24 protein-coding genes are annotated in these 24,386 nt (G+C 47.9%); 11 read left to right on the top strand and 13 right to left on the bottom strand.

The window, feature by feature from the left end; genetic code table 11:
• The first annotated feature begins 4 nt into the window (after window positions 1-4).
• On the top strand, window positions 5-649 hold the full coding sequence (locus tag HGH90_RS17135; protein ID WP_168763214.1) for a VIT1/CCC1 transporter family protein: 645 nt from the start codon (window positions 5-7) through the stop codon (window positions 647-649).
• Between the two features lie 123 nt (window positions 650-772).
• Here HGH90_RS17135 and HGH90_RS17140 read toward each other — a convergent pair whose 3' ends face one another.
• Window positions 773-1,159, bottom strand: coding sequence for a hypothetical protein (locus HGH90_RS17140; RefSeq protein ID WP_168763215.1), 387 nt, complete (start codon window positions 1,157-1,159; stop codon window positions 773-775).
• 37 nt (window positions 1,160-1,196) lie between these two features.
• Window positions 1,197-3,359, bottom strand: a complete 2,163-nt coding sequence (locus tag HGH90_RS17145) for a S9 family peptidase (protein ID WP_211172653.1) — start codon at window positions 3,357-3,359, stop codon at window positions 1,197-1,199.
• A gap of 276 nt (window positions 3,360-3,635) precedes the next feature.
• Here HGH90_RS17145 and HGH90_RS17150 point away from each other — a divergent pair, with 276 nt between their 5' ends.
• From HGH90_RS17150 to HGH90_RS17160, 3 genes are all read left to right on the top strand, one after another.
• The gene (locus HGH90_RS17150) at window positions 3,636-3,893 is read left to right on the top strand and encodes a hypothetical protein (protein ID WP_145666267.1); all 258 of its coding nucleotides are present in this window, start codon (window positions 3,636-3,638) and stop codon (window positions 3,891-3,893) included.
• A gap of 69 nt (window positions 3,894-3,962) precedes the next feature.
• Complete coding sequence (locus HGH90_RS17155) at window positions 3,963-4,577, top strand: trimeric intracellular cation channel family protein (protein WP_168763217.1); 615 nt, start codon at window positions 3,963-3,965, stop codon at window positions 4,575-4,577.
• A gap of 58 nt (window positions 4,578-4,635) precedes the next feature.
• Complete coding sequence (locus tag HGH90_RS17160) at window positions 4,636-5,277, top strand: MarC family protein (RefSeq protein WP_211092913.1); 642 nt, start codon at window positions 4,636-4,638, stop codon at window positions 5,275-5,277.
• Window positions 5,278-5,662: 385 nt separating this feature from the next.
• On the opposite strand, the gene HGH90_RS17165 is transcribed toward HGH90_RS17160, so the two are convergent.
• From HGH90_RS17165 to HGH90_RS17195, 7 genes are all read right to left on the bottom strand, one after another.
• On the bottom strand, window positions 5,663-6,757 hold the full coding sequence (locus tag HGH90_RS17165; protein ID WP_168763218.1) for an efflux RND transporter periplasmic adaptor subunit: 1,095 nt from the start codon (window positions 6,755-6,757) through the stop codon (window positions 5,663-5,665).
• A 4-nt stretch (window positions 6,758-6,761) separates the two neighbouring features.
• Window positions 6,762-9,968 (bottom strand): efflux RND transporter permease subunit, encoded by a 3,207-nt coding sequence (locus tag HGH90_RS17170; protein ID WP_168763219.1) that lies wholly within the window; start codon window positions 9,966-9,968, stop codon window positions 6,762-6,764.
• 10 nt (window positions 9,969-9,978) lie between these two features.
• The gene (locus tag HGH90_RS17175; protein WP_168763220.1) at window positions 9,979-11,376 is read right to left on the bottom strand and encodes a TolC family protein; all 1,398 of its coding nucleotides are present in this window, start codon (window positions 11,374-11,376) and stop codon (window positions 9,979-9,981) included.
• A gap of 46 nt (window positions 11,377-11,422) precedes the next feature.
• Window positions 11,423-11,782: a hypothetical protein gene (locus HGH90_RS17180; RefSeq protein WP_169191619.1), complete on the bottom strand. Its 360-nt coding sequence runs from the start codon at window positions 11,780-11,782 to the stop codon at window positions 11,423-11,425.
• A gap of 201 nt (window positions 11,783-11,983) precedes the next feature.
• Window positions 11,984-12,982 carry an outer membrane beta-barrel protein gene (locus HGH90_RS17185; protein ID WP_169191620.1) on the bottom strand — a complete coding sequence of 333 codons (999 nt, stop codon included), beginning with the start codon at window positions 12,980-12,982 and terminating at the stop codon, window positions 11,984-11,986.
• Between the two features lie 73 nt (window positions 12,983-13,055).
• On the bottom strand, window positions 13,056-14,243 hold the full coding sequence (locus HGH90_RS17190; RefSeq protein WP_168763223.1) for a polymerase: 1,188 nt from the start codon (window positions 14,241-14,243) through the stop codon (window positions 13,056-13,058).
• A gap of 50 nt (window positions 14,244-14,293) precedes the next feature.
• Window positions 14,294-14,572: a SelT/SelW/SelH family protein gene (locus HGH90_RS17195; protein ID WP_168763224.1), complete on the bottom strand. Its 279-nt coding sequence runs from the start codon at window positions 14,570-14,572 to the stop codon at window positions 14,294-14,296.
• Window positions 14,573-14,870: 298 nt separating this feature from the next.
• Here HGH90_RS17195 and HGH90_RS17200 point away from each other — a divergent pair, with 298 nt between their 5' ends.
• A complete protein-coding gene (locus HGH90_RS17200; protein WP_168763225.1) occupies window positions 14,871-16,844 on the top strand; it encodes an ATP-binding protein in 1,974 nt (657 codons plus the stop codon).
• Here HGH90_RS17200 and HGH90_RS17205 read toward each other — a convergent pair whose 3' ends face one another.
• Window positions 16,845-17,309: an Lrp/AsnC family transcriptional regulator gene (locus HGH90_RS17205; protein WP_168763226.1), complete on the bottom strand. Its 465-nt coding sequence runs from the start codon at window positions 17,307-17,309 to the stop codon at window positions 16,845-16,847.
• 166 nt (window positions 17,310-17,475) lie between these two features.
• Between HGH90_RS17205 and HGH90_RS17210 the strand changes: the two genes are divergently transcribed.
• Entirely contained in the window at window positions 17,476-18,606 is a 1,131-nt protein-coding gene (locus HGH90_RS17210) for a histidine decarboxylase (protein ID WP_168763227.1), read from the top strand.
• On the opposite strand, the gene HGH90_RS17215 is transcribed toward HGH90_RS17210, so the two are convergent.
• From HGH90_RS17215 to HGH90_RS17225, 3 genes are all read right to left on the bottom strand, one after another.
• On the bottom strand, window positions 18,603-19,484 hold the full coding sequence (locus tag HGH90_RS17215; protein WP_168763228.1) for a mechanosensitive ion channel family protein: 882 nt from the start codon (window positions 19,482-19,484) through the stop codon (window positions 18,603-18,605). The two genes, HGH90_RS17210 and HGH90_RS17215, sit on opposite strands and share 4 nt — an antisense overlap.
• 65 nt (window positions 19,485-19,549) lie before the next feature.
• A complete protein-coding gene (locus tag HGH90_RS17220; protein ID WP_168763229.1) occupies window positions 19,550-19,804 on the bottom strand; it encodes a hypothetical protein in 255 nt (84 codons plus the stop codon).
• A gap of 97 nt (window positions 19,805-19,901) precedes the next feature.
• Window positions 19,902-20,327, bottom strand: a complete 426-nt coding sequence (locus tag HGH90_RS17225; protein WP_168763230.1) for a DUF6496 domain-containing protein — start codon at window positions 20,325-20,327, stop codon at window positions 19,902-19,904.
• 272 nt (window positions 20,328-20,599) lie between these two features.
• Between HGH90_RS17225 and HGH90_RS17230 the strand changes: the two genes are divergently transcribed.
• From HGH90_RS17230 to tkt, 5 genes are all read left to right on the top strand, one after another.
• Window positions 20,600-20,920, top strand: coding sequence for a KGG domain-containing protein (locus HGH90_RS17230; RefSeq protein WP_145666225.1), 321 nt, complete (start codon window positions 20,600-20,602; stop codon window positions 20,918-20,920).
• Window positions 20,921-21,031: 111 nt separating this feature from the next.
• Window positions 21,032-21,415, top strand: coding sequence for a DUF2809 domain-containing protein (locus HGH90_RS17235; protein ID WP_168763231.1), 384 nt, complete (start codon window positions 21,032-21,034; stop codon window positions 21,413-21,415).
• A gap of 33 nt (window positions 21,416-21,448) precedes the next feature.
• Window positions 21,449-21,811: a DUF1304 domain-containing protein gene (locus HGH90_RS17240; protein WP_168763232.1), complete on the top strand. Its 363-nt coding sequence runs from the start codon at window positions 21,449-21,451 to the stop codon at window positions 21,809-21,811.
• Window positions 21,808-22,221 (top strand): hypothetical protein, encoded by a 414-nt coding sequence (locus HGH90_RS17245; protein WP_168763233.1) that lies wholly within the window; start codon window positions 21,808-21,810, stop codon window positions 22,219-22,221. Before HGH90_RS17240 ends, HGH90_RS17245 begins: the two co-directional genes overlap by 4 nt.
• Before the next feature lie 74 nt (window positions 22,222-22,295).
• Window positions 22,296-24,377, top strand: a complete 2,082-nt coding sequence (gene tkt, locus HGH90_RS17250) for a transketolase (protein WP_168763234.1) — start codon at window positions 22,296-22,298, stop codon at window positions 24,375-24,377.
• The last annotated feature ends 9 nt before the right edge of the window (window positions 24,378-24,386 follow it).

The raw sequence follows: 24,386 nt of genomic DNA on the forward strand, positions 1-24,386 counted from the left end.
CTGTATGACTGCTTCCCATAAAGCCATCCGTAGTTCCGGATGGAAAACAGACTTTATCATTGGTTTTCCCGATGGACTTTTCCTGTTGTTTTTTGCCACCCAGGTAATACAGCTGTTCTCCATCGAGGTACAAACCTTTTATACCATTCACCTGTGCCTCCTGCTGGGAGCCAGCTTGCTGGTGATGCTCAGCGCTTTCCAGGCCAACAAAGGCGATCTGCAGCACGACAGTCCCTTGCTGTCTGATAAGGAAAGATCCAAACTACAACAGCTTGATATCAATGCGCATACGATCGCGCATATTGAACAGGAGATGGAAAAGGATGCGCATTCCTGGGAACAGTTACTGGAGAATGAAAAAGTAAGGGAAACTTCGTTTAGCCGTTCACGTGCCATAAAGCATGGATTGCTGACCGGCTTCTTTTTTTTATTGGGAGGAACTGTATCGCTGGGGCCTTATCTCTCTAACGAAAATTTTCCCGCTGCCTCTCAAACCAGTATCATGCTGGTTTTCCTTGGGCTTACCCTTTTTAGTTTTATCAAAGCAAGGGTCACTGCCCAACGGCCGCTTCCCGTTATTTTGCGATATTGGCTCATGGGCGCCGGGATACTGGCCGGAGCCTGGATACTTCATAAAGCTATTTTTTAGAGCAGAAAAGCGAAAGACATAAAGCAAAAAGCTATTGTGTAGAATGATCAGAGGCGAATTTTAAATACTCGCTACATTCTTCCTCACAATAGCTTTTTGCTTTATGTCTTTCGCTTTTCCGACTTATGCTTTCCCGGGCGTTCGTGTAAACAACACACAGCCAAAGGCCAGCAGCGCCGCTGCCAGCGAAACATATAAGGCCACTCCAGGCTGAGGGCATATTCCCATTTCACAACGTGAATACAATAGCATATTCCGGAAAGTCCAGGCTACCAAGAATCCTACAATGAACAGGTTCATTCTGGATACCCATTTATTCTTTACCAGGAATACGATGATCGCCAACACAGAAAGGATAATGCTTAGTTTACCGGGTTCTCCATAGCTGGAGCCAGTTCCATTCATTCCTGTAAACATCAGGTGCTTGCTTTCAATGAAAGACCAAGGGAAAAAAGCACATACAATTACCAGCAAAACTGCCAGTATACCAATAATAGCCGTCCTGGACATACTTTTCTATTTAGGGTGGCAAAGGTAATGCTTTTGCTTATTTTCCACCCGGTTCGCAATGTGTCCGCAGATAATTTGTGTACAAGGTAGACAGGTGCTCAAAAGTGCCGGGGCCTTCAGAGATGCTGTGGGTGCGGTTAGGATAGGCCATGAACTGGAATTGCCGGTTGTACTTAATCAGTTCATTCAGCAACATTTCCGCATTCTGGTAATGCACATTATCATCGCCGGTACCATGGATATAGAGCAGGTTGCCCTTCAGGTTACGCGCGTAAGTGATAGGAGATCCTTTTACGAAATCTTCGCGATTCTCCTGTGGCAGCCCCATGTAGCGCTCCTGGTAAATATTATCATAGGTAAGCTCATTGCCTACGGCCGCAATGGCAATACCGGTCTTATAAATATCGGGATACTGGAACAAGAGGTTCAACGTCATTGAACCGCCTCCACTCCAACCCCATACTGCCACACGCTCCGGATCAATGAAAGCATACTTCTTCATCAGGGCCTGTGCGCCCATGGCCTGATCGCGGGCATTAATCAATCCTACTTTACGGTAAATGGATTTGCGCCACTGACGTCCTTTGGGCAATGGGGTGCCGCGGTTATCCATGGTCACATAGATATATCCATCAGCCGCCATATCGCCATCATAGAGGAAGTTACGGCCAGCGCCGATGGCATCCAGGGAAGTAGCTCCTGCGGGCTCGCCATATACATAGAATACAACCGGGTATTTCTTAGCAGGGTCGAAGTTGGCAGGTTTGCTCATCCAGCCCGTCATGGTTACCCCATCTGCCGTAGTGATATCAAAGAATTCCGGTTTGTTGGGTACGCCGGATGCTTTGTTGATCGCATTCATTACCGCGTTGGTGCTGCTTTTATGTGCCGGCAGTTGCAGATTTTCATTTACCGGATAAGTAACGGCACTGCAGAAATCATGAATCGCCCTGTTGCTATAAGGGGAAATTTTGTATTCATGCGTACCGGGTTGGTTGGCAGGTGTAATGCGTTCGGCCTTGCCACCGGTCAAAGATACCTTATAAAGATATTGCTGGGTGGGGTTTTCGGGAGAAGCAGCAAAATAGATGGTATTATTCGCTTCGTCTATTTTGGCGATGCTGATGACATCATAATTACCTGGCGTAAGCAGCGTAGCTTTCCCTCCTTCCATATTAACATTATAAAGATGACGCCAGCCATCTTCCTCACTTACCCAGATGAAGGACTTACCGTTACGGATAAAGTCCCAGCCAGCGATATTATCATCATCCCAACGTGACTTCACGTCGATCCAGGCACTGTCTTTCTCTTCGTAAAGAGAACGCACTTTGCCGCTTGTGGCGTCGCAGAGCATCACCTTACTTTCGTTTTGTTTCCGGTTCAGCTGCTGGATGATCAACGCATTTTTGCCGGGCACCCATTCCATGCGGGGAATATAGTGTTGTTGCTGATCGCCAGGAACCTGCATCCAGGTTGTTTTAGCTGTATGTATATCTACTACGCCGATGCGGCAGGCTGATGGGCTCTCTCCTGCTTTCGGATATTCAACGGGAACGGTGAAGGAATAGATAGAATCAGTATTGTTGATCATGAGGAAGTCGCGGATTTTGGTCGCATCAATTTGCCAGTAGGCAATCTGTTTGCCATCCGGGCTCCAGCGGAATCCATCGCGGCATCCAAATTCTTCTTCATAAGCCCAGTCGAAAGTACCATTAATGAAACGGCGGGTACCATCCGTGGTTAGCGCAGTGATATTTCCGCTTTGTAAGTCTTCCACGAAAATGTTATGCTCGCTGACATAGGCGGCTTTAGTGCCGTCTGGCGATAGTTTCGCGAACATCAGTGAAGATGCCGGTTTACCTTTTCCCAGCTGTTGCAGCTTGCCGGTAGCAATATCCAGTACCCAGTAGTCGCCCCGGGTTTCATAACGCCATACTTTTTTTGCATTGGTGTAGAGCAGTAATTTTTTCTCGTCTGCTGAAAAATAGAAATCCCTGATGGGGAGACCATTAAAAGCGGCGGCGGGGACTTCTACAGTGGCGGCTGCGCCTGATAGCGGATAGACTTCGATACCTGCCGGAGTTGCCTTGAAATAAGCCTGGCCATCGTGGCTCCAACGGACACCTTTTCCTGGCTGAGCCTGCATGGGCAGGCAATACAGCACTACTAAAACAATTAATAAGGTTAGTTGCTTCATTATTCTATAATAATATGAAGTGCAATGGTAGCTAAATTATAACGGAAAAAAAATGAACAATGTGGGAATGGTATGGTTGTGATGGCGGGTGGTTAACTTGGAAAGATATTATTTATTTCATCTTTTTTCTTTTTTGTGGATAAAAATCCCCCTTTAGTTGGAATAAAACAATTTCTTTTTTTCTATTTTTATGTCCGAATTTAACAATTAAATAATGAAAACCAACTGATTAGATAATACTAATCAGTATAACTAATCCTGGAAAAACCATCAGTTATGATACAGATAGCCTTATCTTATAAAAACCGCGAGTACCGGCATTTTGAAGACAGTTCACTCGCGCAGATCGCGGAAACTACGCGAAAATTGTTGAGTGCATTGCTGGAAGATATTTACGACCTCGTCACCAAAGAAGCCGGACGCTTTCTTATCTACCTCGATCATCATCCTAAAATTGAAGTGGTGGGATTCAGTCACGATCTCCGCAACCAGATTGAGCGTACCTTACGCGGCGAATCGGCGTATGACTATTGAGAACGTATTAAAAAAAATGTTCCTGTAGACAAAGTATCCTTATCTTAGACCGCAAATCAGATAAGGAGAATGCAGCTCACCTTTATTCAGGTACTGGAACTACTCGGTACATTCGCATTTGCTGTTTCAGGAGCAACAGCCGCCATTAATAAATCTTACGATGTTATAGGATTACTGGCACTGGCATTTATTACAGCCATTGGAGGCGGAACCATACGCGATTTACTCATTGGCGCTGTGCCGGTAGCCTGGATGACCGATGAGCTCAGTAATACCGCCATTATCGTAGCTGCACTGATAGCCGCTGTATTCTTCTCCTATGTGAAAAAATTGACGCGTTTACTCAGCACCTTTGATGCTATCGGGCTTGGTATGTTTACCATCACGGGTATCAACAAGGGTTTGGCTGTTGGTTTACCTATGCCGGTATGCGTAGCCCTGGGCGTAATAACGGGTACCTTTGGCGGTTTATTACGGGATGTTATCTGCGGTGAGCAACCCATACTTTTCACACGGGAAATCTATGCAGCAGCCTCGCTGGCCGGCGGTATCCTGTACCTTGTAGCGGGCCACTATACCGGTATCCCCGGAGATATTGTACAGAGTATAGCCGTTGGCGTTATAGTAACGATACGACTGGTCAGCCTGCGTCACAACTGGCAGTTACCCCGCATGCGGGCTTAGTTTTCTACAATAGCCAACTGGATGCGTGCCGGTAAATAAATTTTATTATATTGCTGATATGATGACTTTATTTGATAACTACATTGCGTTTGCTACCACGGTGTTCATGGGATTGCTCGCCATTGTAAACCCTATTTCGGCCATTCCTGTTTTCATGGAGCTCACGTCCCATATGGATAAAAAAGCCAAGCGCAATATAGCTACCAAATCGGTGTTAGTGGCGTTTTGTATTATCCTTGTTTTCAGTGTAGCGGGTAAACTGATATTTCATGTATTCGGCATTACACTGGCGGCATTGCGCGTTACAGGTGGCATCCTGGTATTTGTGATCGGGTATGAAATGGTGCGGGGCGATAAAGAAAGCAAATCAGAAAAGCTTGGCGCACAACCGGTAAAAGCTGACCAGGGTATCAGCATCGCCATTACTCCCCTGGCCATGCCACTGCTGGCAGGACCTGGCGCTATCACCACCTCTATGAGTTACTCTGCTGCTAAAGACCTCACTCACCTAGCCATAGTAATTGCCATTTATGCATTTATATGTTACATCACCTATCTCCTCTTTATTGCCGGTGAACGGATTGTGAAAGTAATCGGCACCAACGTAATGATGGTGATCACCAAGATGATGGGGCTGATCCTCGCCGTGATCGGTGTCCAGATGCTGGCCCTGGGCCTCCGCGAACTTTTCAACTTTTAGCATATTTTCTTCAACAATTTCAAATCCTTTCGTGTTATTAATCTAAACAACGAAACAGAAGCGTATTTAGGTAGGTAAGACACCACAGACGGCCATCATCCTGCGTTGAACGCTATGGTTGCCCAATAACATGAGGCAAAATCCAAGTTTATCTTTTCCCGCTGGGAGCCCCATAGCACGTAACTGCGTGACGGCACGCTATTGCCTGCTTTAACATTCTTTTTTTAGTTGAACAACAGGTAAATCCGTTATTGATTACTAGGTGGATGTTATTTGTTCTCTTTTTTTAATAAGAACATAAAAAATCAATATAGACGGAACAGTTAGCAGAAAAACCGTCCCGAATCATCGGGACGGTCGTTTTTGTATTCATCACCCCAAGGCGCTAGGGCACACGTACCCCGTCCTTGATCTCATCCGTAGCGTTGATAATTACCTGGTCGTTTGCCTGCAGGTGACCAAACACCTCGGTAGAATCGTTGTGGTGATTGCCTTCTTCCACATCTACCCACCTGGTATAGTGATCTTTTACCGCTACTACATATTTTCGCTCGGTCGACATCACCACTGCACTGGAAGGCACCAGCATGGCCTGTGCGGAGCCCTGCAAGGGTAAAAGGACTTCTGCATACATACCTGCCTTCAACAAATGGCTGGCATTCTGCACATCAATTTCCACCGCTTCGGAGCGGTATTTATCATTCAGGGTGCCTGCCTGGCGGGAGATGGCGCCCTGGAAATGTTTGCCGGGGATAGCGTCCACATCAAAGGCGATTTGCGACTGCTGCCCTAATTGTGCGCTGTACATTTCAGGGACCTGTAATATCAATCTCAGCTTATCTTCCTGTTCCAGCATCAGCATAGGCTTATCGTCTACCTTGGTATCCGGGCCTACCAGCGCTCCCGGATGGATGTTGCGTTCTGTAATTACGCCGTCGAATGGCGCTGTCACCGTGAGATAGCTCTTATTAACTTCCTGGGCACGGAAGTTAGCCTGTTCACTGTTCATCAACGCGCTGTCAGCCAGCATGCGAGCCTTAGCCAGTTCCAGGTCATGCGCTGAAATAGTACCCGGCTCTTTACTCACTGCCAGGGTACGCTCGAAGTTGTCTTTACTGGAAGCAAACATAGCCGCTGCCTGCAGGTATTTGGATTTGGCGGCATAGTACTGTTGTTCTACCTCCGGCGCCTCCAGTACCAATAGCACCTGGCCTTTCCTTACTTTACTGCCACGGTCTACCCCAATACTTTTTACAAACCCGTTGATCCTGGGGTAGATACTTACCTTTTGGAAGGCTGCTAAAGCGCCGGGCAGGCGGATACTTCCTTCCAGTGGGCGTTGTACCACGGCTGCCAGGGTATAGGTACGTTCGCTGTTATGGGCAGTTACTTTTTTATCCGTCATAGCAGCGGAGTTGCAGGCTGCCAAACCGGTAATGACGCTTAACGCTGACAAATAATATTTAGAGTGCTTCATCATTTTTTTATTTTATATCATTGGTGCCGGATGGCATTAACGAAGGAGAATCATAGCTGGCTTTACGCTGTATCAGCGCATAAGCCTGTGGTAATATCAGGAGTGCCGCCAGAGTGGAGGCAATCAGGCCGCCTATCACCGCGCGGCCTAACGGAGCCGTTTGATCACCGGCCTCTCCCAACCCGCTGGCCATGGGAATCATACCGGCTATCATGGCCAGGCTGGTCATCAGGATAGGCCGCAATCTTACCCCGGCGCTTACCACGGCTGCTTTCCGGGCATCCTGGTAATCGAGTCGCAGCTTTTCCGCATTGGTCACAATCAAAATGGCATTGGCCACCGACACGCCAGTTGACATGATCATTCCCATATAAGATTGCAGGTTGAGCGTGGCGCCTGTGAGCAGTAACGCGATCAATGCCCCCGCAATTACCGCAGGTATGGTCACCAATACCACCAACGATAATTTGAACGACTGGTAGTTGGCTGCGAGCAACAGGAAAATCACCACAATCGCAATCATCAATCCATTCTGCAGGCTGTTCAATGTTTCCACCAGCAGGCTCGATGAGCCTTTCAGCTCTGTGATCACACCTTTGGGAAGAGGGCCCGCCTGGTTAATGGCCTTTTGTACCGCTGCTGTGGCAGCGCCCAGATCCTTCCCGGAAACATTGGCACTAACAGTAACGAACCTACGAGGACCGGAACGGTCATATTCTCCCGGCATTTCCTTCGTGGTAAAAGTGGCTACATCTGCCAGCACCGGCCTCGCCTGGCCTTTCACGAGCGGTATTTCTTTCAGGTCGTTGATCGCTGTCATGTTATACTCGGGTATCTGCACCTGCACCTGGTAGGTATACGCCACTTTTTCATCGAGCCATTGGTTCTTCTCAGAAAAGCGGCTGGAAGAAGTTGATGCAGTCACCGAACGGGCTACCTGGTAAATATTCAATCCCATCTGCGCCAGTTTGAAACGATCGATATTAATACTGATCACCGGGAAGTGCAGCGGTTGTGCTATCTGTACATCCCGCAGGAATGGTACAGTTTTCAGACGGCTCACCAGCTGTTCGGCATACCCTGCAATCTGTTGTATGTCTTTACCCGCCACCCTCACTTCAATCGGCGTAGCAGCGCCCTGGCTCATAATCTTTTCAGTGAGATCTATTGGTTCGAAAGACAAGCGTATCTCCGGTATTCTGGCCGTGATATTAGCTCTCAACTGGTCCTTCAGCCGGTCGATATCTACCTTATAATCTTCATCCAGGTTTACCTGTAATACCGCTTCATGGGTGCCGCTGTTGAATACATAGAGATTGCTGGCGCCGAAGCTGCTGGGCACTAGTCCCACATAAGCAGAGCTGATGGCTACGTGACCATTTACTGTACTGTCAACAATATGCAGTACCTCGTGCAGCCCTTCTTCTGTACGTTCCAGGCGGGTGCCATCCGGCATACGTAAACGCAGCTGAAACTGACCGGTATTGATATGAGGCATTAAATCCTTTCCTATCCACATATAACAGCCACCTGCGAGTGCCAACGCTCCGATGACATAGATGGTAACAATGAGCCGCGATCTGTTCATCCCTCTCTCCAGGATGGCCATGAACTTTAGCTTGAACTTTTCAAAGCCGGTAGCTTTTTCGGGGTGCGATTCTTCGTACTGCAAATGGCTTTTTATTTCTTCCACCTCTGCTGCATCCAGCGCCAGCCCCGCATGTGCATGCTGATATTTTTCTGCTTTCAGCCACCAGTTGGATATGACCGGCACCAGGGTTTGGGCAGCGAAATAAGAGGCCACCATAGCAAAGCCGATTGATAATGACAAAGGCAGGAACATACCTCTTGGCACGCCCGTCATTATGAAAGAAGGCGCAAATACTGCCAGGATACACAATAAGATCAGCAGCAACGGGAAGGCAATCTCCTCACAAGCTTCGTAAATAGCCTGCTTCTTTGGCTTTCCCATTTCCAGGTGCTGGTGAATATTTTCAATCGTTACCGTTGCCTGGTCGACTAAAATACCGATGGCTAATGCTAATCCACTCAACGTCATAATATTGATGGTTTGGCCTGCCAGCTTAAGTCCCATCACTGCACACAGCACTGCCACCGGAATAGTTACCACTACCACCAGGCAGCTACGAAGATCTCTTAAAAACAATAACACCATGAGCCCCGTCAACAACGCTCCCAGTATTCCCTCGGAGATAAGGCTTTTCACGGCATTAATCACAAATACGGACTGGTCAAATTCGTAAGACACCTTTACGTCATCAGGCAACAGGCTTTGCATTTCAGGTATCTTTGCCTTCAAGCCCTTTACCACATCCCAGGTAGATGCATCCGCGGTTTTAACCACCGGCAGGTATACAGAGCGTTTACCATTCACCAGGGCATAATCCACGGTTACATCCATCCCATCGGCTACCCGCGCTACATCGCGTACAAACACGTTGTTGTTGCCATTGGTGGCAATGGGAATATCTTCGAAATTGGTCACCTGTTTTTCCAGCGAGTTTACGGTGGTTACAAACATGGTGTTGTTGATACGGATGTTGCCGGAGGGCGTCATCACGTTATTTTTTGCCACGGCTTCCACTACCTCGTCGGCGCTCAGGTTGAAGCTGCGCAGCTTCTGCGGATCAACGTTGATAATCACCGAGCGGGAGTTAGCGCCAAAAGGTGGTGGCGCAGACAGTCCAGACACCGCGGCAAACATAGGCCGGATACGGGTAGCCGCCAGGTCATAGATTTCTTTCAGAGAACGGGAGGGACTGCTGAACACCAGCTCCCCTACCGGCAGGGAAGAAGCGTCAAAGCGCATCACCTGCGGAGGCAATGCGCCCGGCGGGAAAAAGGTCATTACACGATTCACCTGTAAGGCCACCTGGGCGGAGGCTTCCGCCATATCGGTGTTTTCATAAAAGGTAAGTTTTAATAACGTTAACCCCTGTATGTTTTTAGTAGTAATCGTTTTAACCCCATTCACATAAAGGAACTGATCCTGTAGCCGCGTGGCAAAAAAGCCTTCCATCTGCTGAGGCGACATTCCCCCATATGGCTCAATCACATAAATGGTAGGCAGATTGAGCTTCGGAAAAATATCGATGGGTATATTGAATATAGACAGCACGGAGAAAAGCAGTAGTCCCCCGGTGATCACCACCACGGCTATTGGTTTTTTCAGTGCCGAAGCAACAAATGACATAGTTGGTAGTTTAGTTCAGATCAGGTAAAAGTTGTGAAATCGTATTGCCGGCATAGGCGGCGCGAAATAACGCTCTCCAGGCGGCATCCCGGGTTTGCACCAGGTCTGTTTCCGCACGGTTGAGTACAAATAAAGCAGTGGTGACGTCAATAATATTGGTAAGTCCCCCTTTATACAGCACCATTTTTTGCCTGGCGGCTGCCTGCGCAGCGGCTAGTTGTACCGGCAATTCTTTCAGCTTATCGCCGGAAGCGGCGATGTCTGCTTGCGCCTGTTGCAGGAGGCCACTTAGCGTGGTACGGGTAGTTTCCAGTTGTTCCCGTGCTGCTTCGGCCTTGTAATCCTGTATCGCTACCTTTTCGTGGGTACGCTTCAGGTCTGTGAGGTTGTAGGTAATCCCCAGCCCCAGTAAATAGTTGTACCTGCTGTATCCCAACCCGCTCCAGAGATTTTTATCATATACATCATTATACGATCCGCTGGAACCGCGCATCCATCCGGCCGCCATCAGGTTTACTTTAGGCAATCTTGCTTTGCGAATGACGTCGGTGGCAGCCCGTTGTTGTCCGTAAATGGCCTGGTAGTATTCCAGCAAGGGATGTGCGCTTATGCTATCCGGAGGTGTAAGCCCGAGCAATACCGGCAGGCGTTCATTGTTCACCTCATCCGGAGTGATCTGTGCGGTATCCAGCCCCGTGAAGGTAGATAGCTGAATGCGTACCTGGTTATAGCTGTTGTTGATATCGAGCAAGTTGAGCCGTGCTTTGGATAATTCAGCCGCAGCGATAGCACTGTCTACGCCCGGTTTTAAACCATGTAATACGATAGCGGCCACCGCGCGCAGTACTTCTGCATTCCGTTGAATATTATCCGATGCAATTTTCTGTAAGGCGTGTAGCCGTAATAGTTCGAGATAATTTTGTATAACCAGTACAGTTAACTGGTTAGTCGTATTGTTGAGATCGGATTGCTGTACTTTCAATGCCTGGGCGGCTTCCCGCTGCTGGCTGCCATAGGCGCCGAAGTTATACACTTCCCACTGCATAGCTGTCATCGCAATATTGCCACTCATCAGGGTGCTGTTATTTTCTGCACGGATACCTCCGGAGGTGGAAGGAATCATTCCCAATGTAAAGTAAGAGCCGTAAATACTGTTATCTGTACCCGCGTCCAGCTGTTCATGCAGTTTTATATCCGGGTACCAATTATGCTTAATATCTGTCAGGTTGGCCTGCCCTGCTTTCACCTGGGCTGCTTTGGCTTTCAGGGCCGGGTAGTGCTCAAGTGTAAGCGCGATGGCGCGGTGCAGCGAAAAGCTATCCGCTGCAGATTGTGCGAACGAAGATGTGAAAGGAAAAAAACATAGCAACCACCCACACAACTTCTTCGCGATCATATGTGCGTTCATAAATCGACGAAAAAAGAATGAAATAAAAAGGAATAGAATTCGGTGATCAGGCTGTTGGCGGGCCTCTCCAGCTTCTTAGCGGTATGGGTACGCTGAGGTAAGGGTTAAAATAATATCCACGATGGGTTTTGTCGACGTAAATAAAACGGGGCGCAATGGCAGATAATAAAGGGGGACAAACCTTTTCATGTCCGTAGCTATCGTTAATACCAACGGGCCTGCGCTTAAAGCGGGTAATTGTAGCACTTACCCTGAGTGCTTCCACCCGTTGTACCACCACTATCCCGTGGCTGGCCACATGAATATTATCAAGCGCATTCCTTTGCAGAACTTCGCTATGTACCTGCATCCTGGGCAGGAACATCATCGCTATCCAAACAAAGAATAATTGGCGGAATAATTTCATGTGGTATACTGCTTTCTGCCGCACTAAGTTATTCAATACCGGGCTGACTAGTATCGTTGTACCTGGTATTTTAACCAAATTTTAAGGTGGGCAAAAAGCGGAAAGCAGAAAGCAAAAAGCAAAAAGCTAATGTGGAGGATCATTAACACGAATTTTAAACTCGCTAAGTTGGCCTCCACAATAGCTTTTTGCTTTATGCTCTTACAGCCTGAACTTCAGCCCCACATTAGCGCCGAGGCCGCCGATATTGATATAAGATTTCAGGTCGTTAGATGCCTTGCTGTCATCTTTATAAATTACTTTCGTACCCTGCTGGTTAATGGGGGTATTGGAATTCTGATCCAGGGTGGTTTGGTAGATGGTGTGCTTTTCGGCATAACTCAGCTGATCAAGGCTACGGAAAGTCTCCCCTACTATCTTCCCCTCGGCGACCAGTTTCGTGGTTTCGATATATTGGGTAATTTCTTTTTCCTTACTTTTTACCGGTACATTTCTATATTCTGTTTCTACAAAAACATCGAAGCGGGAACCCACTTTAAAAGAAACGCCCAGTGCTCCCTGGAAACCGATGGTCACATTAGGTTTTACTTCTTCCTTGCGACTGATCGTCGTCAGCGCCTGCGTGGTGGGCGATACAGCGGTTGTCTGGTTGGCGTCTGTTTCTATGTACAGGCGGCCCCATAGCGGTACCACAAACCCGAAGCGCACATAGGGATTTACTTTTTCGTATCCCGGGCTAACTACCAGGCTGGGTGCAAAATCCACTGCGTTTACATAACCATGTGATTCCACATGCCCCAACTCTGTATTACCGCCTACCAACGTAGTAGATTGGCGGGTCATCAGGTTTTTCCGGCTGTGGTAATAGTTGAAGGTTCCTTCTACCGCCAGGTATTTGTTGATATTATAACCTACCGACAAACCACCTCTGAAGCCTTCTCCATAGGAACCGGTAAGCACTCTGCGGCTTAGTGTATCCATGTGATTGGCGTTGGGACTGCCGGGATTAAACTGGGTATGCAAATCCTGCGGCGGATAAGGCCCTACATTCGGAAACTGTCCCGGTGATACGCTAAAAAAAAAGCCACCGGTTGCTTTGAGATACCATTTGGAATGAGCAGAGGAATTGTCCTGGGCTTGGGTTACAAGGGTTACAGCGGTTAACAACACGGCTGTCCCGAAAAGGAATAGCGTTTTCATAAACATAGTTTTGGTGATATTCTATTGGAAGTTAATTAATTATTACCAAATAAATATCGCCAAAACCAATTAATTAAAACGCTTCTGCCAGTGACAGGTACAGCCCTTTCTGCCTGGCTTCGCCTGTATGTTTTTCTCCTACGGCATAGTCTATACGAATAGTAAGGCGGGAGTTTTCATCATAGAAATAGCGGATACCAGCTCCATAACTGGGTTTGAAGCCAGCTAAGCTAAAATCATGATTGGAAAACACACTGCCTGTTCCAGCGAAGGCAGCCAGTGCAAACTTCGGTTTGATATCTACAAACCAGATATGGATATGCATTTTCGGATCGATGAGGTAGCGATATTCAGCTTGTCCAGCCAGGTAATTCTGGTCACGGTACCTGCCGGTATAATAACCACGCATAATATTGTCATTACCCATTTCAGGCAGCAGGTAAAAAGGTAATTGTTTTCCCTGTAAGCTCTGGAAGAGGCCATTGAAGCCGATGGTACTTTTGGGAGAGATGGGAACAAAATGTGATCCCTGTGCTTCCAGTTTAAACAGCGGATGTTTACTGAGGAATGAGGGTGCATACGCCACATTAAGCCGTAGCCACCAACCGTGACGGGTATAGTTTTCTTTATCGCGGTTATCGAAGATCCCGGTCAGCCCGAGGAAGGTCACATAGCCTCCGTCTTTGTCGACCAGGGGCATGGCGTTATAAATCCCTTTATTGTCGCTGCTGCTATAAGTATCGTGCTGATAAAGTATAGATGCGCCGGCATAAAAATGGCCTGATATCCGGCGTTCGCCTTCCAGCTGTACTTTATAACGGATATTATCTACCAGCGACCTGGTGTCATAACGTGTAGTGTCTCCGACGCCGAAGAAATACAGCGGGTAATTCTGGTAGCGCAGATTTCCTTTAAAATGCCAGGTATTGGCGCGTGTCCAGATATTGGCCTTCAGGTCTATTTTAAACTGCTTTTCCGTGGTGACAGCAGGAATCAGGTTGAGCGTAGAGTTGCGTGTAGTATGATCGGGATGCTTGTTGTCGGTATAAAAAGAGTACAACATAGCGGCTCCAATTTCCAGTCCTTTTTCCTGTGAATATCCTAATACCGGTAATGGAAAGAAACTACGTTTGCGCACGCCTGTACTATCGTATAGTCCTTGCTGTTGGAGGATGCTTTTCTTTGAAACGCTGTCCTGTTGAGCCATGGCGCCGGTCGCTGATAACACTAATAATGCCGAGATATGGAGGTTTTTACGCATAGGCTGCAAATGTAAGGATTTACATTTACAGCCACGTTTTCCGTTTATGATCAGGGCCGGTCAGCATGTCCCAAACTTTTCTCCGGGTTTACCCGGTCCCTGACCAGTTGTTTCAGGTATTTGATTTCCGGGAAATGACCGGTGTCTTTGCGGTCAAATATTTTTTCCTCGCCCAGGGAAATGATATAGGAGCCTCCAATTTCGCTGGGACGCAGGGTCACTCCCCCCAGGTCATCCGCAAAAGTAGTGAGCAGCTCCTGGGCCATGTAAGCTGCTCTCAGCAGCCAGCCGCATTTAGGGCAATATTCTATCGTAATAACAGGTTTCATATATTGTCTGCTTTAAATATGCTTGCAATGGCCGGATAACAAATTCAATGTACTCCGGCAACAGTGAAAATTCAGCGAAAGATACAATCCTATTTGATTTATAGATATTATAACACGAAATACCTTCCTGTCACATGAATATTTTATATCAACTTCCTTTGAATCGTGGCACATTATCTTTAATTTTAACCTATATTAATTGTGGACCGCCCCGAATCGCTCCACCTAGTCACTGCCAACATTATATATTATGCTGCCGGCCAGTCCCTTGAAAAAATGCGCTTTAATCCCCCTTTTCATGTTCTTGCTGTCGCCTGCGGTTACAGCTCAGCAAAGTATTAACGATAGTCTGCAAACAGCCCTACGCCTGCATCCTCAGAACGATACTGTAAAAATAAACCTGCTCAACCAGCTGGCCAGGAATTATTTCGCGCAAAACGCCAATATGGCAACACAATATGCAGTATCAGCCATGCAATTGAGCGACAGCCTCCATTTTACAAAGGGTAAAATATGGGCGCTGCGTAACCAGGCCCTGGTAGAAAACACCCGGGGCAACCTCGATCATCAAATGCAGCTAACCCTCAACGCGTTGAAACTGGCGGAACAGGACAACGACTCCTACACCCTGGGGGTGCTGAACAACGACGTAGGTAATATCTTTATCGAGCTAAACAGCCCCCGGGATGCCCTCGCCTATCTTAAAAAGTCGCTGGAAATCAAAGAAAAACGCCGGGAAAAATCTGAAATCGGGAAAACACTGAACAATATCGGATCTGCCTACATTACCCTCCAACTGCATGATTCTGCCATGTACTACCTCGAAAAGGCAGAACAAATTAAAATAGCCCTGCATGACCAACGTGGCCTGGCCTTTACGTATGAAAATATGGGCATCGTTTCTATGCTACAGTCGCACTACGACAAGGCCTTACACTACCATTTACTATCGGAAGCCTATTACCGCGAAGCCAACAACCTTCCGGGTGTAGCAAAAGCAAGCCTCAACCTGGCAGAGGTACAAATCATGCTGGGCGACCTGAAGGAAGCCGATAAAAATCTCGATAAAGCCCAGGCGTTGAATCAGCAGCTGGGCAATGTAAAAAATGAGATGATCTATTATAAGATCCGCTATGAGCTGGATTCTGCACGGAAAGACTATGCTGCCGCCCTCCGGAATTACAAGGAATTCAGTACCCGCAATATCGATTTCTTTAATGCCGAAAAAGGACGACAGATCTCCCGTTCGCAAGAGAAGTATGAGTCGGAGAAAAAGCAACGGGAAAATATTATACTGAAGAAAGAACAACACATGCACCTGGCCACAATACAACAGCAACGGGTATTGGTGTTATCTGCTGCCGCACTCTTCCTCGCTCTTCTCCTCATTACTGTGATGGTATACCGCCTGTATAAACGCCAACAGGAGCTTTACCTGGAGCTGAATAACAAGAACCGGGAGGTATCCATGCAAAATCGTATTATCCTGGAGCAGAACAGTACCCTGGAAAACCTGAACCAGGTAAAAGATAAAATATTTTCAGTGATCTCTCACGACCTGCGCTCGCCCCTGGCGATCCTGGAAGGGCTTTTATTCCTGCTGAAAGATGAAAAGATTGATGCCGGGCAGTTCCGGATGTATACTGATGAACTCTGGAGAGATGTAAAAAATACGGCCTATATGATGGACAATATGCTGCAATGGGCCAGCAACCAAATGAAGGGCATCGGCGTAAAGGCCGACGACTTCGATGTAACCCTTTTGCTCAGCCGGGAATTTGAATTGCTGCAAACCCTTGCCAGGCAAAAAGAGGTAAGATTATCGCAGGAGCTGCACGAATGCATCATGGTATATGCCGATCCGGATATGATCAAACTTGTATTGCGCAACCTGATCAACAACGCTATTAAATTTACGCCCAGCGGCGGCGAAGTCGTTATTACCGCCCGGCAAGATGGCGAATTTGCAGAGATCACCGTCAGGGATAATGGTACCGGCATCCCTGTGGAAAGCCAGCACCGCATCTTTTCCAACATCTACTACTCTACCACCGGTACACAGAATGAAAAGGGCTGTGGCCTTGGACTGCATCTCTCCAAGGACTTTGTGGAACGCAACCACGGGCGTATCTGGTTTAACAGTATGCCAGGCGCTGGTAGCAGCTTCAGTTTCACGATTCCGGTTTCGGAAGACCAGGATACTAACGCCCGTGGCTATACGGTAGTGGTACAGGACCACCCTGTTACCGGCGTAAAGGTATTGAGAAGGTAATCACAACAGCTCAAAAGCCGTGGTATGCTTGATTTCAGTCATCACGAATGAACTGTGTACCTGCCCGATATTTTCAATCGCCGCGAGTTTATTGGTCAGGAAATGTTGGTAGCGCCGCATATCATCTACTACTACTTTCAGCAGGTAATCATAGGTACCAGCCACATGGTAGCATTCCATCACTTCCGCCATGCCAGCAATGGCCGCTTCAAATTTCCTGATCAGCGGCTGTGAATGCAGCTGCAGGGACACATTGCAAAAAGCCATCAACGTTTTACCCACTTTATCTCCTTCCAGCAGGGTAACGTAACTCTTAATCACTCCGCTCTTCTCTATCTTTTTCAGCCGTTCATAAGTAGGTGTAACAGACAGCCCTATACGGTGGGCAATTTCTTTGGTATTTAACCGGGCATCCTGTTGTAATACCTGTAGTATCCGTCGGTCGGTTTTATCCAGTGTATCCATAGCAGTTATTTTTTCCTGTAAAAGAGTACTGGAAGACAGCGAAATGGATGTTTACATCTACCAGTCAATCAAAAGTAGTGTATATTTTCTGCTATATAAAATAATATGGTTCAATTATGTTACACAAACTTACTTTTACAGCATCATACACCTGTAACCAACGATTATGACAGAAAACCGGCTGGCTGCCCCAGATGCAGCAGCGCTACAACAACTATTGGCGCAGGTAGCATCCTGCACCAAAGATTTCCTCGGGTATCCCGTGTCTAAAGATTTTGACTACAGCCCACTACTGCCCTTCCTCCAATACCCTTTGAATAATCTCGGTGATCCGTTTGTACCTTCTACCTACGGTGTGGGATCCAGGGAGATGGAAATAGACGTGGTTTCGTTCTTTGCCCGCTTATTCCGCGCACCGGAAAACGACTGGTGGGGATATGTAACCAACGGCGGCTCTGAGGGTAATTTATATGGCTTATACCTCGCGAGGGAACTGTATCCCAAGGGGATGGTTTATTACTCGGAAGCCACGCATTACAGCGTGCAAAAAAATCTGCACCTGCTTAACATGCCCGGGATTATTATACGCACTTTGCCTAACGGGGAAATTGATTATAATGATCTGGAACATACGATCAGCATGAACCGGCATTTGCCGGTGATCATGCTGGCCAATACAGGCACCACGATGACAGAAGCACGGGACGATGTAAAGCGTGTTAAAGAAATCCTAAGAAAGCTGGCCATCCGGCATCATTATATCCATGTTGATGGCGCTTTGTCGGGCAGTTACAGCGCTTTTCTTACGCCGCGGCCGGCGTTTGATTTTGCAGATGGGGCTGACAGCATCGCCATTAGCGGGCATAAATTTATCGGCTCTCCTATTCCCTGCGGCGTAGTAGTGGCTAAAAAATCGAACCGCGACCGGATTGCTCGTTCAGTGGCTTATATCGGCAGTATGGACACTACCATCACCGGGTCGAGAAACGGGCATAGTCCCCTTTTTTTATGGTATGCCCTCAAATGCATGGGGGTGGCTGGCTTAGAAGAAAGGGCCAGGCATAGCTTAGCGGTAGCAGCTTACGCAGTAGAACGGCTAAACGAGCATGGAATTGCGGCCTGGCGCAACCAGGACGCTATTACGGTGGTATTTCCGGATCCACCGGCAGCGGTGCGCCAACGATGGCAGCTGGCAGCTGAAAATGGCTGGTCGCACCTGGTGTGTATGCCCAATGTAACCCAGCAACAGGTAGATGCCTTCATTGCCACGCTTTTCCCGGCACTGGTGGCCATTTAGTCGATGCCTTCAGCAATCGCCATGATTTCCGTGTTAAGCGCCCGGCGGATCTGGCGCTCTATCTCCTTATTAGCCAGCGGCATGAGCAACTGCACTTTAAATTGAACAAAATCCTTTTTGATTTCAATGGTTTTCAGGGCAAAGCTGTCGGGGGTAAAATTGCTGGAATAGGGATCCACTGCACGTCTGAGGCGTTCCTCCAGCCCCCGGATGGTAAAAGGATGCTTGTGGTCCAGTTCAAACTCCAATGTCAGCTTTTTGATATTCTGTTTGGACTGGTTCACCACAATGGTGGTAAACACAACAGAGTTGGGAATGATCACGATATCATCATCTTCATTTTGTAATACCACATTAATGAGGGTAATATCCAGTACTTTCCCTTTATAGTCGCCAATGCGTACATGATCTCCTAATGATAACTGATCGGAAAACATGATGATCAGTCCATTGATCATATTGGTAATATAGTCTTTTGTTAACAGTGCGATGGCCGCTGCAACGATAGTGATACTGGTCACTAACCCCAACAGGTCGACACCAAAAAAGAGCATAATGGCCAGTACCAGGAAAATGGTATTCAGTACGGAGGTAATCCTGTTGATACCCAACACAAAGTTGTCTTTTTCCAGTGGCTTGCTGCGGTTACGGCGGGTATACCAGGAAATAATCAGCAGCCAGGCCAGTGAAATAACGAGGTTAGCACCCAGGAAAAAAGACAGAACATTTGTCAATTTAGAGAGCCATGGCAGATAATTAAAAAAGGCTGGATGCTCAATATTCGCATAAACAATACAGAGATATACCAGCAGTTTGACCAGGAAGATAACCCGCTCCCGGCGGTTGGTATTCTTATAGGTTTTATCGGTTACCATCATAGTTATACACGGTCGCTTTAATTTGCGAAGGTACAACGGCGAATTGGTTTGTGAGGCGATCCGGCTTATTTCATTTTATCGAGGATATCTTCCCAGATGATGCGGGCAATCTGTTCTGACTCCACGGTGCGGATGCTTCCTTCAAGTGTGTCTGCGTGATCGGCGGTAAAGGTATTAGTATGAGGTTCAAATTCTTCCAGTACATGTTCACTTACGTCAGGTACAACCTGGAAGGCGGTTTCCAAGGCGCCCCTGTCGATGGTTATCACCAATCCATAGGGCTTACCTTCGATGATCACAGTGATGCTGTGCTTTTCCATATAAAAAATGCCGCAAGGTACATACCATAAATAAAGGCCAGTGCTGTCTACTCACCGGCCTTTGCACGTATATTGAAAGGACTACAAGTAATCATGGTCAGGCCATGGCTGCTGTTTTTTTACGTGCTGCTGACTTTTTCTTAGGCGCTGCTTTCCTGGCAGTTGCCTTTTTGGCGGTAGTTCGTTTGGTGGCAGTTTTCCGGGTTCCTGTGGTGGACTTTTTAGCAGTACTGCGCCTGGCCGTTGTTTTTTTGGCCGTAGTTTTCTTTGTAGCGCGTTTTGCCGGAGCTGCTTTCTTCGCGGTAGCTTTCTTCGCAGTGGCTTTCTTTGCTGTAGTTTTCCTGCCGGTTGGTTTATCAGGCACCTTGGCTCCTTCTTCCCTGGCTTCAGATAAGCCTATGGCGATGGCTTGCTTAGGATTCGTAACCTTTTTACCGCTCCTTCCACTTTTTAGCTTACCCTCGTGCATTTCGTGCATACTTTTCTCCACTTTACTCTGGGATTTCTTTGAATACTTTGCCATGTCAAAAAAATTTAGATGGGTTAAGAAAAGAAATAACGCAATAGTAAAAACAAATTATAAGCCATGGAAAATGAGTGTTTTCTGCAGGAAAAAGCGTAGAAATGGGCCTTAACTGTGTTAAAAATTCTATGGATTGTGGAATGTATTGCCCCATATTACCGGGGCTGTATCGCCCGATAAGAGGGCTGGTATAGCAATATGAGTGGTGGCACATATCTTGATCGACTTTTAGGGAATGTTTAACTACTATCACTATAAAAAACTTCAGGATTATGGAAGACATCAGATTTCAACATGCCACGCCAGTAACTCATTTACAGGAGTCGAATCCCGAGCAGAAAACCAAACACAGTAAACGTGGATTCGCTTCTATGGACCCTGAGCAGCAACGTGCCATATCAAGAGAAGGTGGAAGAGCAGCGCATCAACAAGGTGTTGCCCATAAATTCACTTCTGAAGAAGCACGTGCCGCGGGCAAAAAAGGCGGCGAAGCGGTAAGTAAAAACCGTGAACACATGGCAACTATCGGCCGAAAAGGCGGTACTAACCGAGGTAAAAAGAAAAATAGCGTTGAAAGCAATAATCAGCAATAACCCAGGCAATGGGTTATTGCTTTTTTATGGAGAGGATAAAACCCCTGTCCTCTTCTTTTCAGCGGTGGTGGATATAAGGAGATCTTTCTTATATTTATTGCTTTTTACCATATGGAAGCTAAAAGACGCTGGCTCTATTTTCTGTTAATTGTAGCAAATATCCCCTTAGGCCTGGCCACCCGCTGGGCGCCTCAATATTTCCCTGATCTGATGAGAATTTATGGTGGAGATGTACTATCTGCCACCTGTATTTTCTTTGGCATTCGTTTCCTGTATCCTGTTACCCCGCTTTGGAAAATCGGTATCAGCAACTACCTGGTCTGTTTCGCTATTGAGCTGCAACAGCTGTACCAGGCGGATTGGGCGGTGCGGGTCCGGAATACCCCCGCAGGCATCCTGCTGGGACATGGCTTTCTGTGGAGCGACTGTGTATGTTATGCGGTGGGCACCCTCATTGCCCTCGCGATTGCCTGGCTGCTTGAAAAAATAATTTAGCTATATTTAACTGTACTCAATAATCAACTTTTTATGCTGATCCTGGCTAAAATCCTCATTGCCTTTGTAATGCTGGAACATCTGTTTATCCTGTGGTTTGAGATGTTTGCATGGACAACCCGCGGGCCTAAAATATTCAAACGCTTTCCAAAAGAACTTTTCCCTGCCACCAAATCGCTGGCGGCCAACCAGGGCCTGTATAACGGATTCCTAGCAGCGGGGCTGGCATGGACTTTTTTCATCGCCGACCCAGTGTGGTGGGGCAGGATAGCCATTTTCTTTTTGAGTTGCGTTAGTGTAGCCGGCATTTACGGCGCGCTTACTGCCGACAAAAAGATTTTCTTTTCCCAGGCGTTACCGGCCCTCGTCACTTTATTCATCATTTTGTTTATATGATACTGGCATCTGATATCCGGATAGGTAACTATGTGGCCTGGTTTGACTACAATATGGAGGAAGAAGCCTTTATTGCGGAAGGAATTCTGGACGGCTTTGTGTATAATTCCCAGTTGCCCCGCAGCAAACTACCGGTTGAAAAGGTAAATCCTTTGATACTGGATCTTTACCTGCTTACCCGCTTTGGTTTTATCAAAGGAGATCCGGAGTATGGCGAAGATGTAAATGTATATTCGCTGAAATACAACCGGCTGGATAGTATGCATATCCGGTATGAAAACGGCATCTTCCAACCCATGGCCGATGCCCCGGGAGGCCTGGTTCCCTATGGGCGTCCACTGGTACATGTTCACCAACTGCAAAATCTTTTTCACGCCCTTACCCGCGATGAATTAACCCTGTTTGAATAGGGGCTGCCGCCAACTTTATGAGTACGAAATTTGTTGACCTATGTGAGATTTCTTCATCTCTAAAAAAATGTTCTATGGGTACCACCGACACTTCTCTCATTCAAAGCGCCGCCGCCCTCGATACACTTTGTATTAATACCATCCGCTTCTTGTCGGTAGACGCCGTACAGAAAGCCGATAGCGGCCATCCGGGGCTGCCCCTTGGCGCTGCTCCCATGGCATATGTGCTGTGGACCCGCTTTCTGCGGCATAGTCCTACCGATCCATTGTGGTTTAACCGCGACCGGTTTGTATTATCCGCCGGCCATGGTTCGGCATTGTTATATAGCCTGCTCCACCTTACCGGTTATGATCTACCGATGGAGGAGCTGAAGCAGTTCAGGCAATGGGGCAGTAAAACGCCCGGGCATCCCGAGCGGGGTCTCACGCCTGGTGTAGAAGTGACCACCGGTCCATTGGGGCAGGGCTTTGCCAACGGAGTAGGTATTGCCATGGCAGAAGCTTACCTGGGCGCGCGGTACAACAAACCGGGTAATCCAGTGGTGGACCACTATACCTACGCCCTGGTGAGCGATGGAGACCTGATGGAGGGCGTTGCCTCTGAAGCGGCGTCATTGGCGGGCCACCTGAGATTAGGCAAGTTGATTTATCTATACGACGATAACCGTATTACCCTGGCTTCTGCCACACCGGTGACTTTTACAGAAAATCACGCGCAGCGTTTTGCGTCTTATGGCTGGCATGTACAGCAAGTGGCAGACGGTAACGACCTGGAAGCGATTGACCAGGCTATCCGGGCCGCACAGGCCGAAACCGAGCGGCCATCCATTATCCTGGTGCGCACCCATATCGGCTATGGCTCTCCCAATAAACAGGATACCTGCGCTGCGCATGGTAGCCCACTGGGCGAAGACGAAGTAAAGCGCACCAAAGAAAACCTGGGATGGCCGGTGTCGCCTGACTTCCTTGTGCCTCCCGAAGCGCTCAGTCATTTTCGTGTAGCCGTTGACGATGGTAAGCGATGGGCGGCTAAGTGGGAAGAACAGATGGCCATTTACGCAGAGCAATACCCGGAACTGGCGCATGAATTACGGGAACTGATACACGATGTACTGCCGAAAGACTGGGATAAGGATATCCAGCCATTTGCAGCCGACCCGAAAGGATTGGCTACCAGGGCAGCTTCGGGGAAAGTGATGCAGGCATTTTTCCATCACCTGCCCGGATTTATTGGCGGTTCTGCCGATCTGAATACCTCTACTAATACCGAATTAAAAGATGCCGGCAATTTTGAAAGTCCCCTGATGAAGGACGGGGATCTACAGGGCGCTGCCGGCGGTGAATGGAGCTTTGCCGGCAGGAACGTACAATACGGCGTGCGGGAACACGCCATGGGGGCTATCTCCAACGGCATGGCCGCACATGGAGGTATTCTCCCTTACTGCGCTACCTTCCTTACCTTTTCTGACTATATGCGGCCATCCATCCGCCTGGCTGCCTTGTCGGAGTTGAAAGTAGTGTATGTATTTACACACGATAGTATTGCCATGGGGGAAGATGGTCCCACCCACCAGCCGGTGGAGCTGCTGGCCGCCCTGCGCGCCATTCCCGACCTGGTGGTGATCAGACCTGCTGACGCCAATGAAACGTTGAATGCCTGGCAAATGGCTATACAACTGCCCCAACGACCGGTAGCACTCATTCTGTCGCGGCAGGCCGTACCCACAATAGATCGGAGTAAATATGCGGCTGCCAACGGGCTTCGCTTTGGCGCTTACGTACTCCTCGATGCACCTGATGGCAAACCTGACTTGATTTTAATAGCTACCGGTGCTGAAGTGGGGCTGGCATTAGCTGCCGGGGAAAAGCTCCAGGCTTCCGGCATAAGCGTACGTGTAGTATCCATGCCCAGCTGGGAATTATTTGAAGCGCAAACGCCTGCATATCGCGACCAGGTGCTTCCTCCTGCTGTTACCGCCCGAGTATCAATTGAAGCCGGCATTTCACAGGGCTGGGAACGATATACCGGAACGGCGGGCATCCAGATGGCGATAAACCGTTTTGGGGCTTCCGCACCTGGCCCGGTGTTGTTGCGCGAGTTTGGCTTCACAGTCGAAAACATTTGCGAGCGCGCGCTGGCACTTTTGAAAAAATAATCACCCTTC

The organism is Chitinophaga sp. Ak27 (genome assembly GCF_012726295.1).
In the GTDB taxonomy this organism is placed as follows: domain Bacteria; phylum Bacteroidota; class Bacteroidia; order Chitinophagales; family Chitinophagaceae; genus Chitinophaga.

Coding starts and splice junctions, on each gene's coding strand:
- HGH90_RS17135 (WP_168763214.1), top strand. CDS start 5: ATGACTGCTTCCCATAAAGCCATCCGTAGTTCCGGATGGAAAACAGAC.
- HGH90_RS17140 (WP_168763215.1), bottom strand. CDS start 1,159: ATGTCCAGGACGGCTATTATTGGTATACTGGCAGTTTTGCTGGTAATT.
- HGH90_RS17145 (WP_211172653.1), bottom strand. CDS start 3,359: ATGAAGCAACTAACCTTATTAATTGTTTTAGTAGTGCTGTATTGCCTG.
- HGH90_RS17150 (WP_145666267.1), top strand. CDS start 3,636: ATGATACAGATAGCCTTATCTTATAAAAACCGCGAGTACCGGCATTTT.
- HGH90_RS17155 (WP_168763217.1), top strand. CDS start 3,963: ATGCAGCTCACCTTTATTCAGGTACTGGAACTACTCGGTACATTCGCA.
- HGH90_RS17160 (WP_211092913.1), top strand. CDS start 4,636: ATGATGACTTTATTTGATAACTACATTGCGTTTGCTACCACGGTGTTC.
- HGH90_RS17165 (WP_168763218.1), bottom strand. CDS start 6,757: ATGATGAAGCACTCTAAATATTATTTGTCAGCGTTAAGCGTCATTACC.
- HGH90_RS17170 (WP_168763219.1), bottom strand. CDS start 9,968: ATGTCATTTGTTGCTTCGGCACTGAAAAAACCAATAGCCGTGGTGGTG.
- HGH90_RS17175 (WP_168763220.1), bottom strand. CDS start 11,376: ATGAACGCACATATGATCGCGAAGAAGTTGTGTGGGTGGTTGCTATGT.
- HGH90_RS17180 (WP_169191619.1), bottom strand. CDS start 11,782: ATGAAATTATTCCGCCAATTATTCTTTGTTTGGATAGCGATGATGTTC.
- HGH90_RS17185 (WP_169191620.1), bottom strand. CDS start 12,982: ATGAAAACGCTATTCCTTTTCGGGACAGCCGTGTTGTTAACCGCTGTA.
- HGH90_RS17190 (WP_168763223.1), bottom strand. CDS start 14,243: ATGCGTAAAAACCTCCATATCTCGGCATTATTAGTGTTATCAGCGACC.
- HGH90_RS17195 (WP_168763224.1), bottom strand. CDS start 14,572: ATGAAACCTGTTATTACGATAGAATATTGCCCTAAATGCGGCTGGCTG.
- HGH90_RS17200 (WP_168763225.1), top strand. CDS start 14,871: ATGTTCTTGCTGTCGCCTGCGGTTACAGCTCAGCAAAGTATTAACGAT.
- HGH90_RS17205 (WP_168763226.1), bottom strand. CDS start 17,309: ATGGATACACTGGATAAAACCGACCGACGGATACTACAGGTATTACAA.
- HGH90_RS17210 (WP_168763227.1), top strand. CDS start 17,476: ATGACAGAAAACCGGCTGGCTGCCCCAGATGCAGCAGCGCTACAACAA.
- HGH90_RS17215 (WP_168763228.1), bottom strand. CDS start 19,484: ATGATGGTAACCGATAAAACCTATAAGAATACCAACCGCCGGGAGCGG.
- HGH90_RS17220 (WP_168763229.1), bottom strand. CDS start 19,804: ATGGAAAAGCACAGCATCACTGTGATCATCGAAGGTAAGCCCTATGGA.
- HGH90_RS17225 (WP_168763230.1), bottom strand. CDS start 20,327: ATGGCAAAGTATTCAAAGAAATCCCAGAGTAAAGTGGAGAAAAGTATG.
- HGH90_RS17230 (WP_145666225.1), top strand. CDS start 20,600: ATGGAAGACATCAGATTTCAACATGCCACGCCAGTAACTCATTTACAG.
- HGH90_RS17235 (WP_168763231.1), top strand. CDS start 21,032: ATGGAAGCTAAAAGACGCTGGCTCTATTTTCTGTTAATTGTAGCAAAT.
- HGH90_RS17240 (WP_168763232.1), top strand. CDS start 21,449: ATGCTGATCCTGGCTAAAATCCTCATTGCCTTTGTAATGCTGGAACAT.
- HGH90_RS17245 (WP_168763233.1), top strand. CDS start 21,808: ATGATACTGGCATCTGATATCCGGATAGGTAACTATGTGGCCTGGTTT.
- tkt (WP_168763234.1), top strand. CDS start 22,296: ATGGGTACCACCGACACTTCTCTCATTCAAAGCGCCGCCGCCCTCGAT.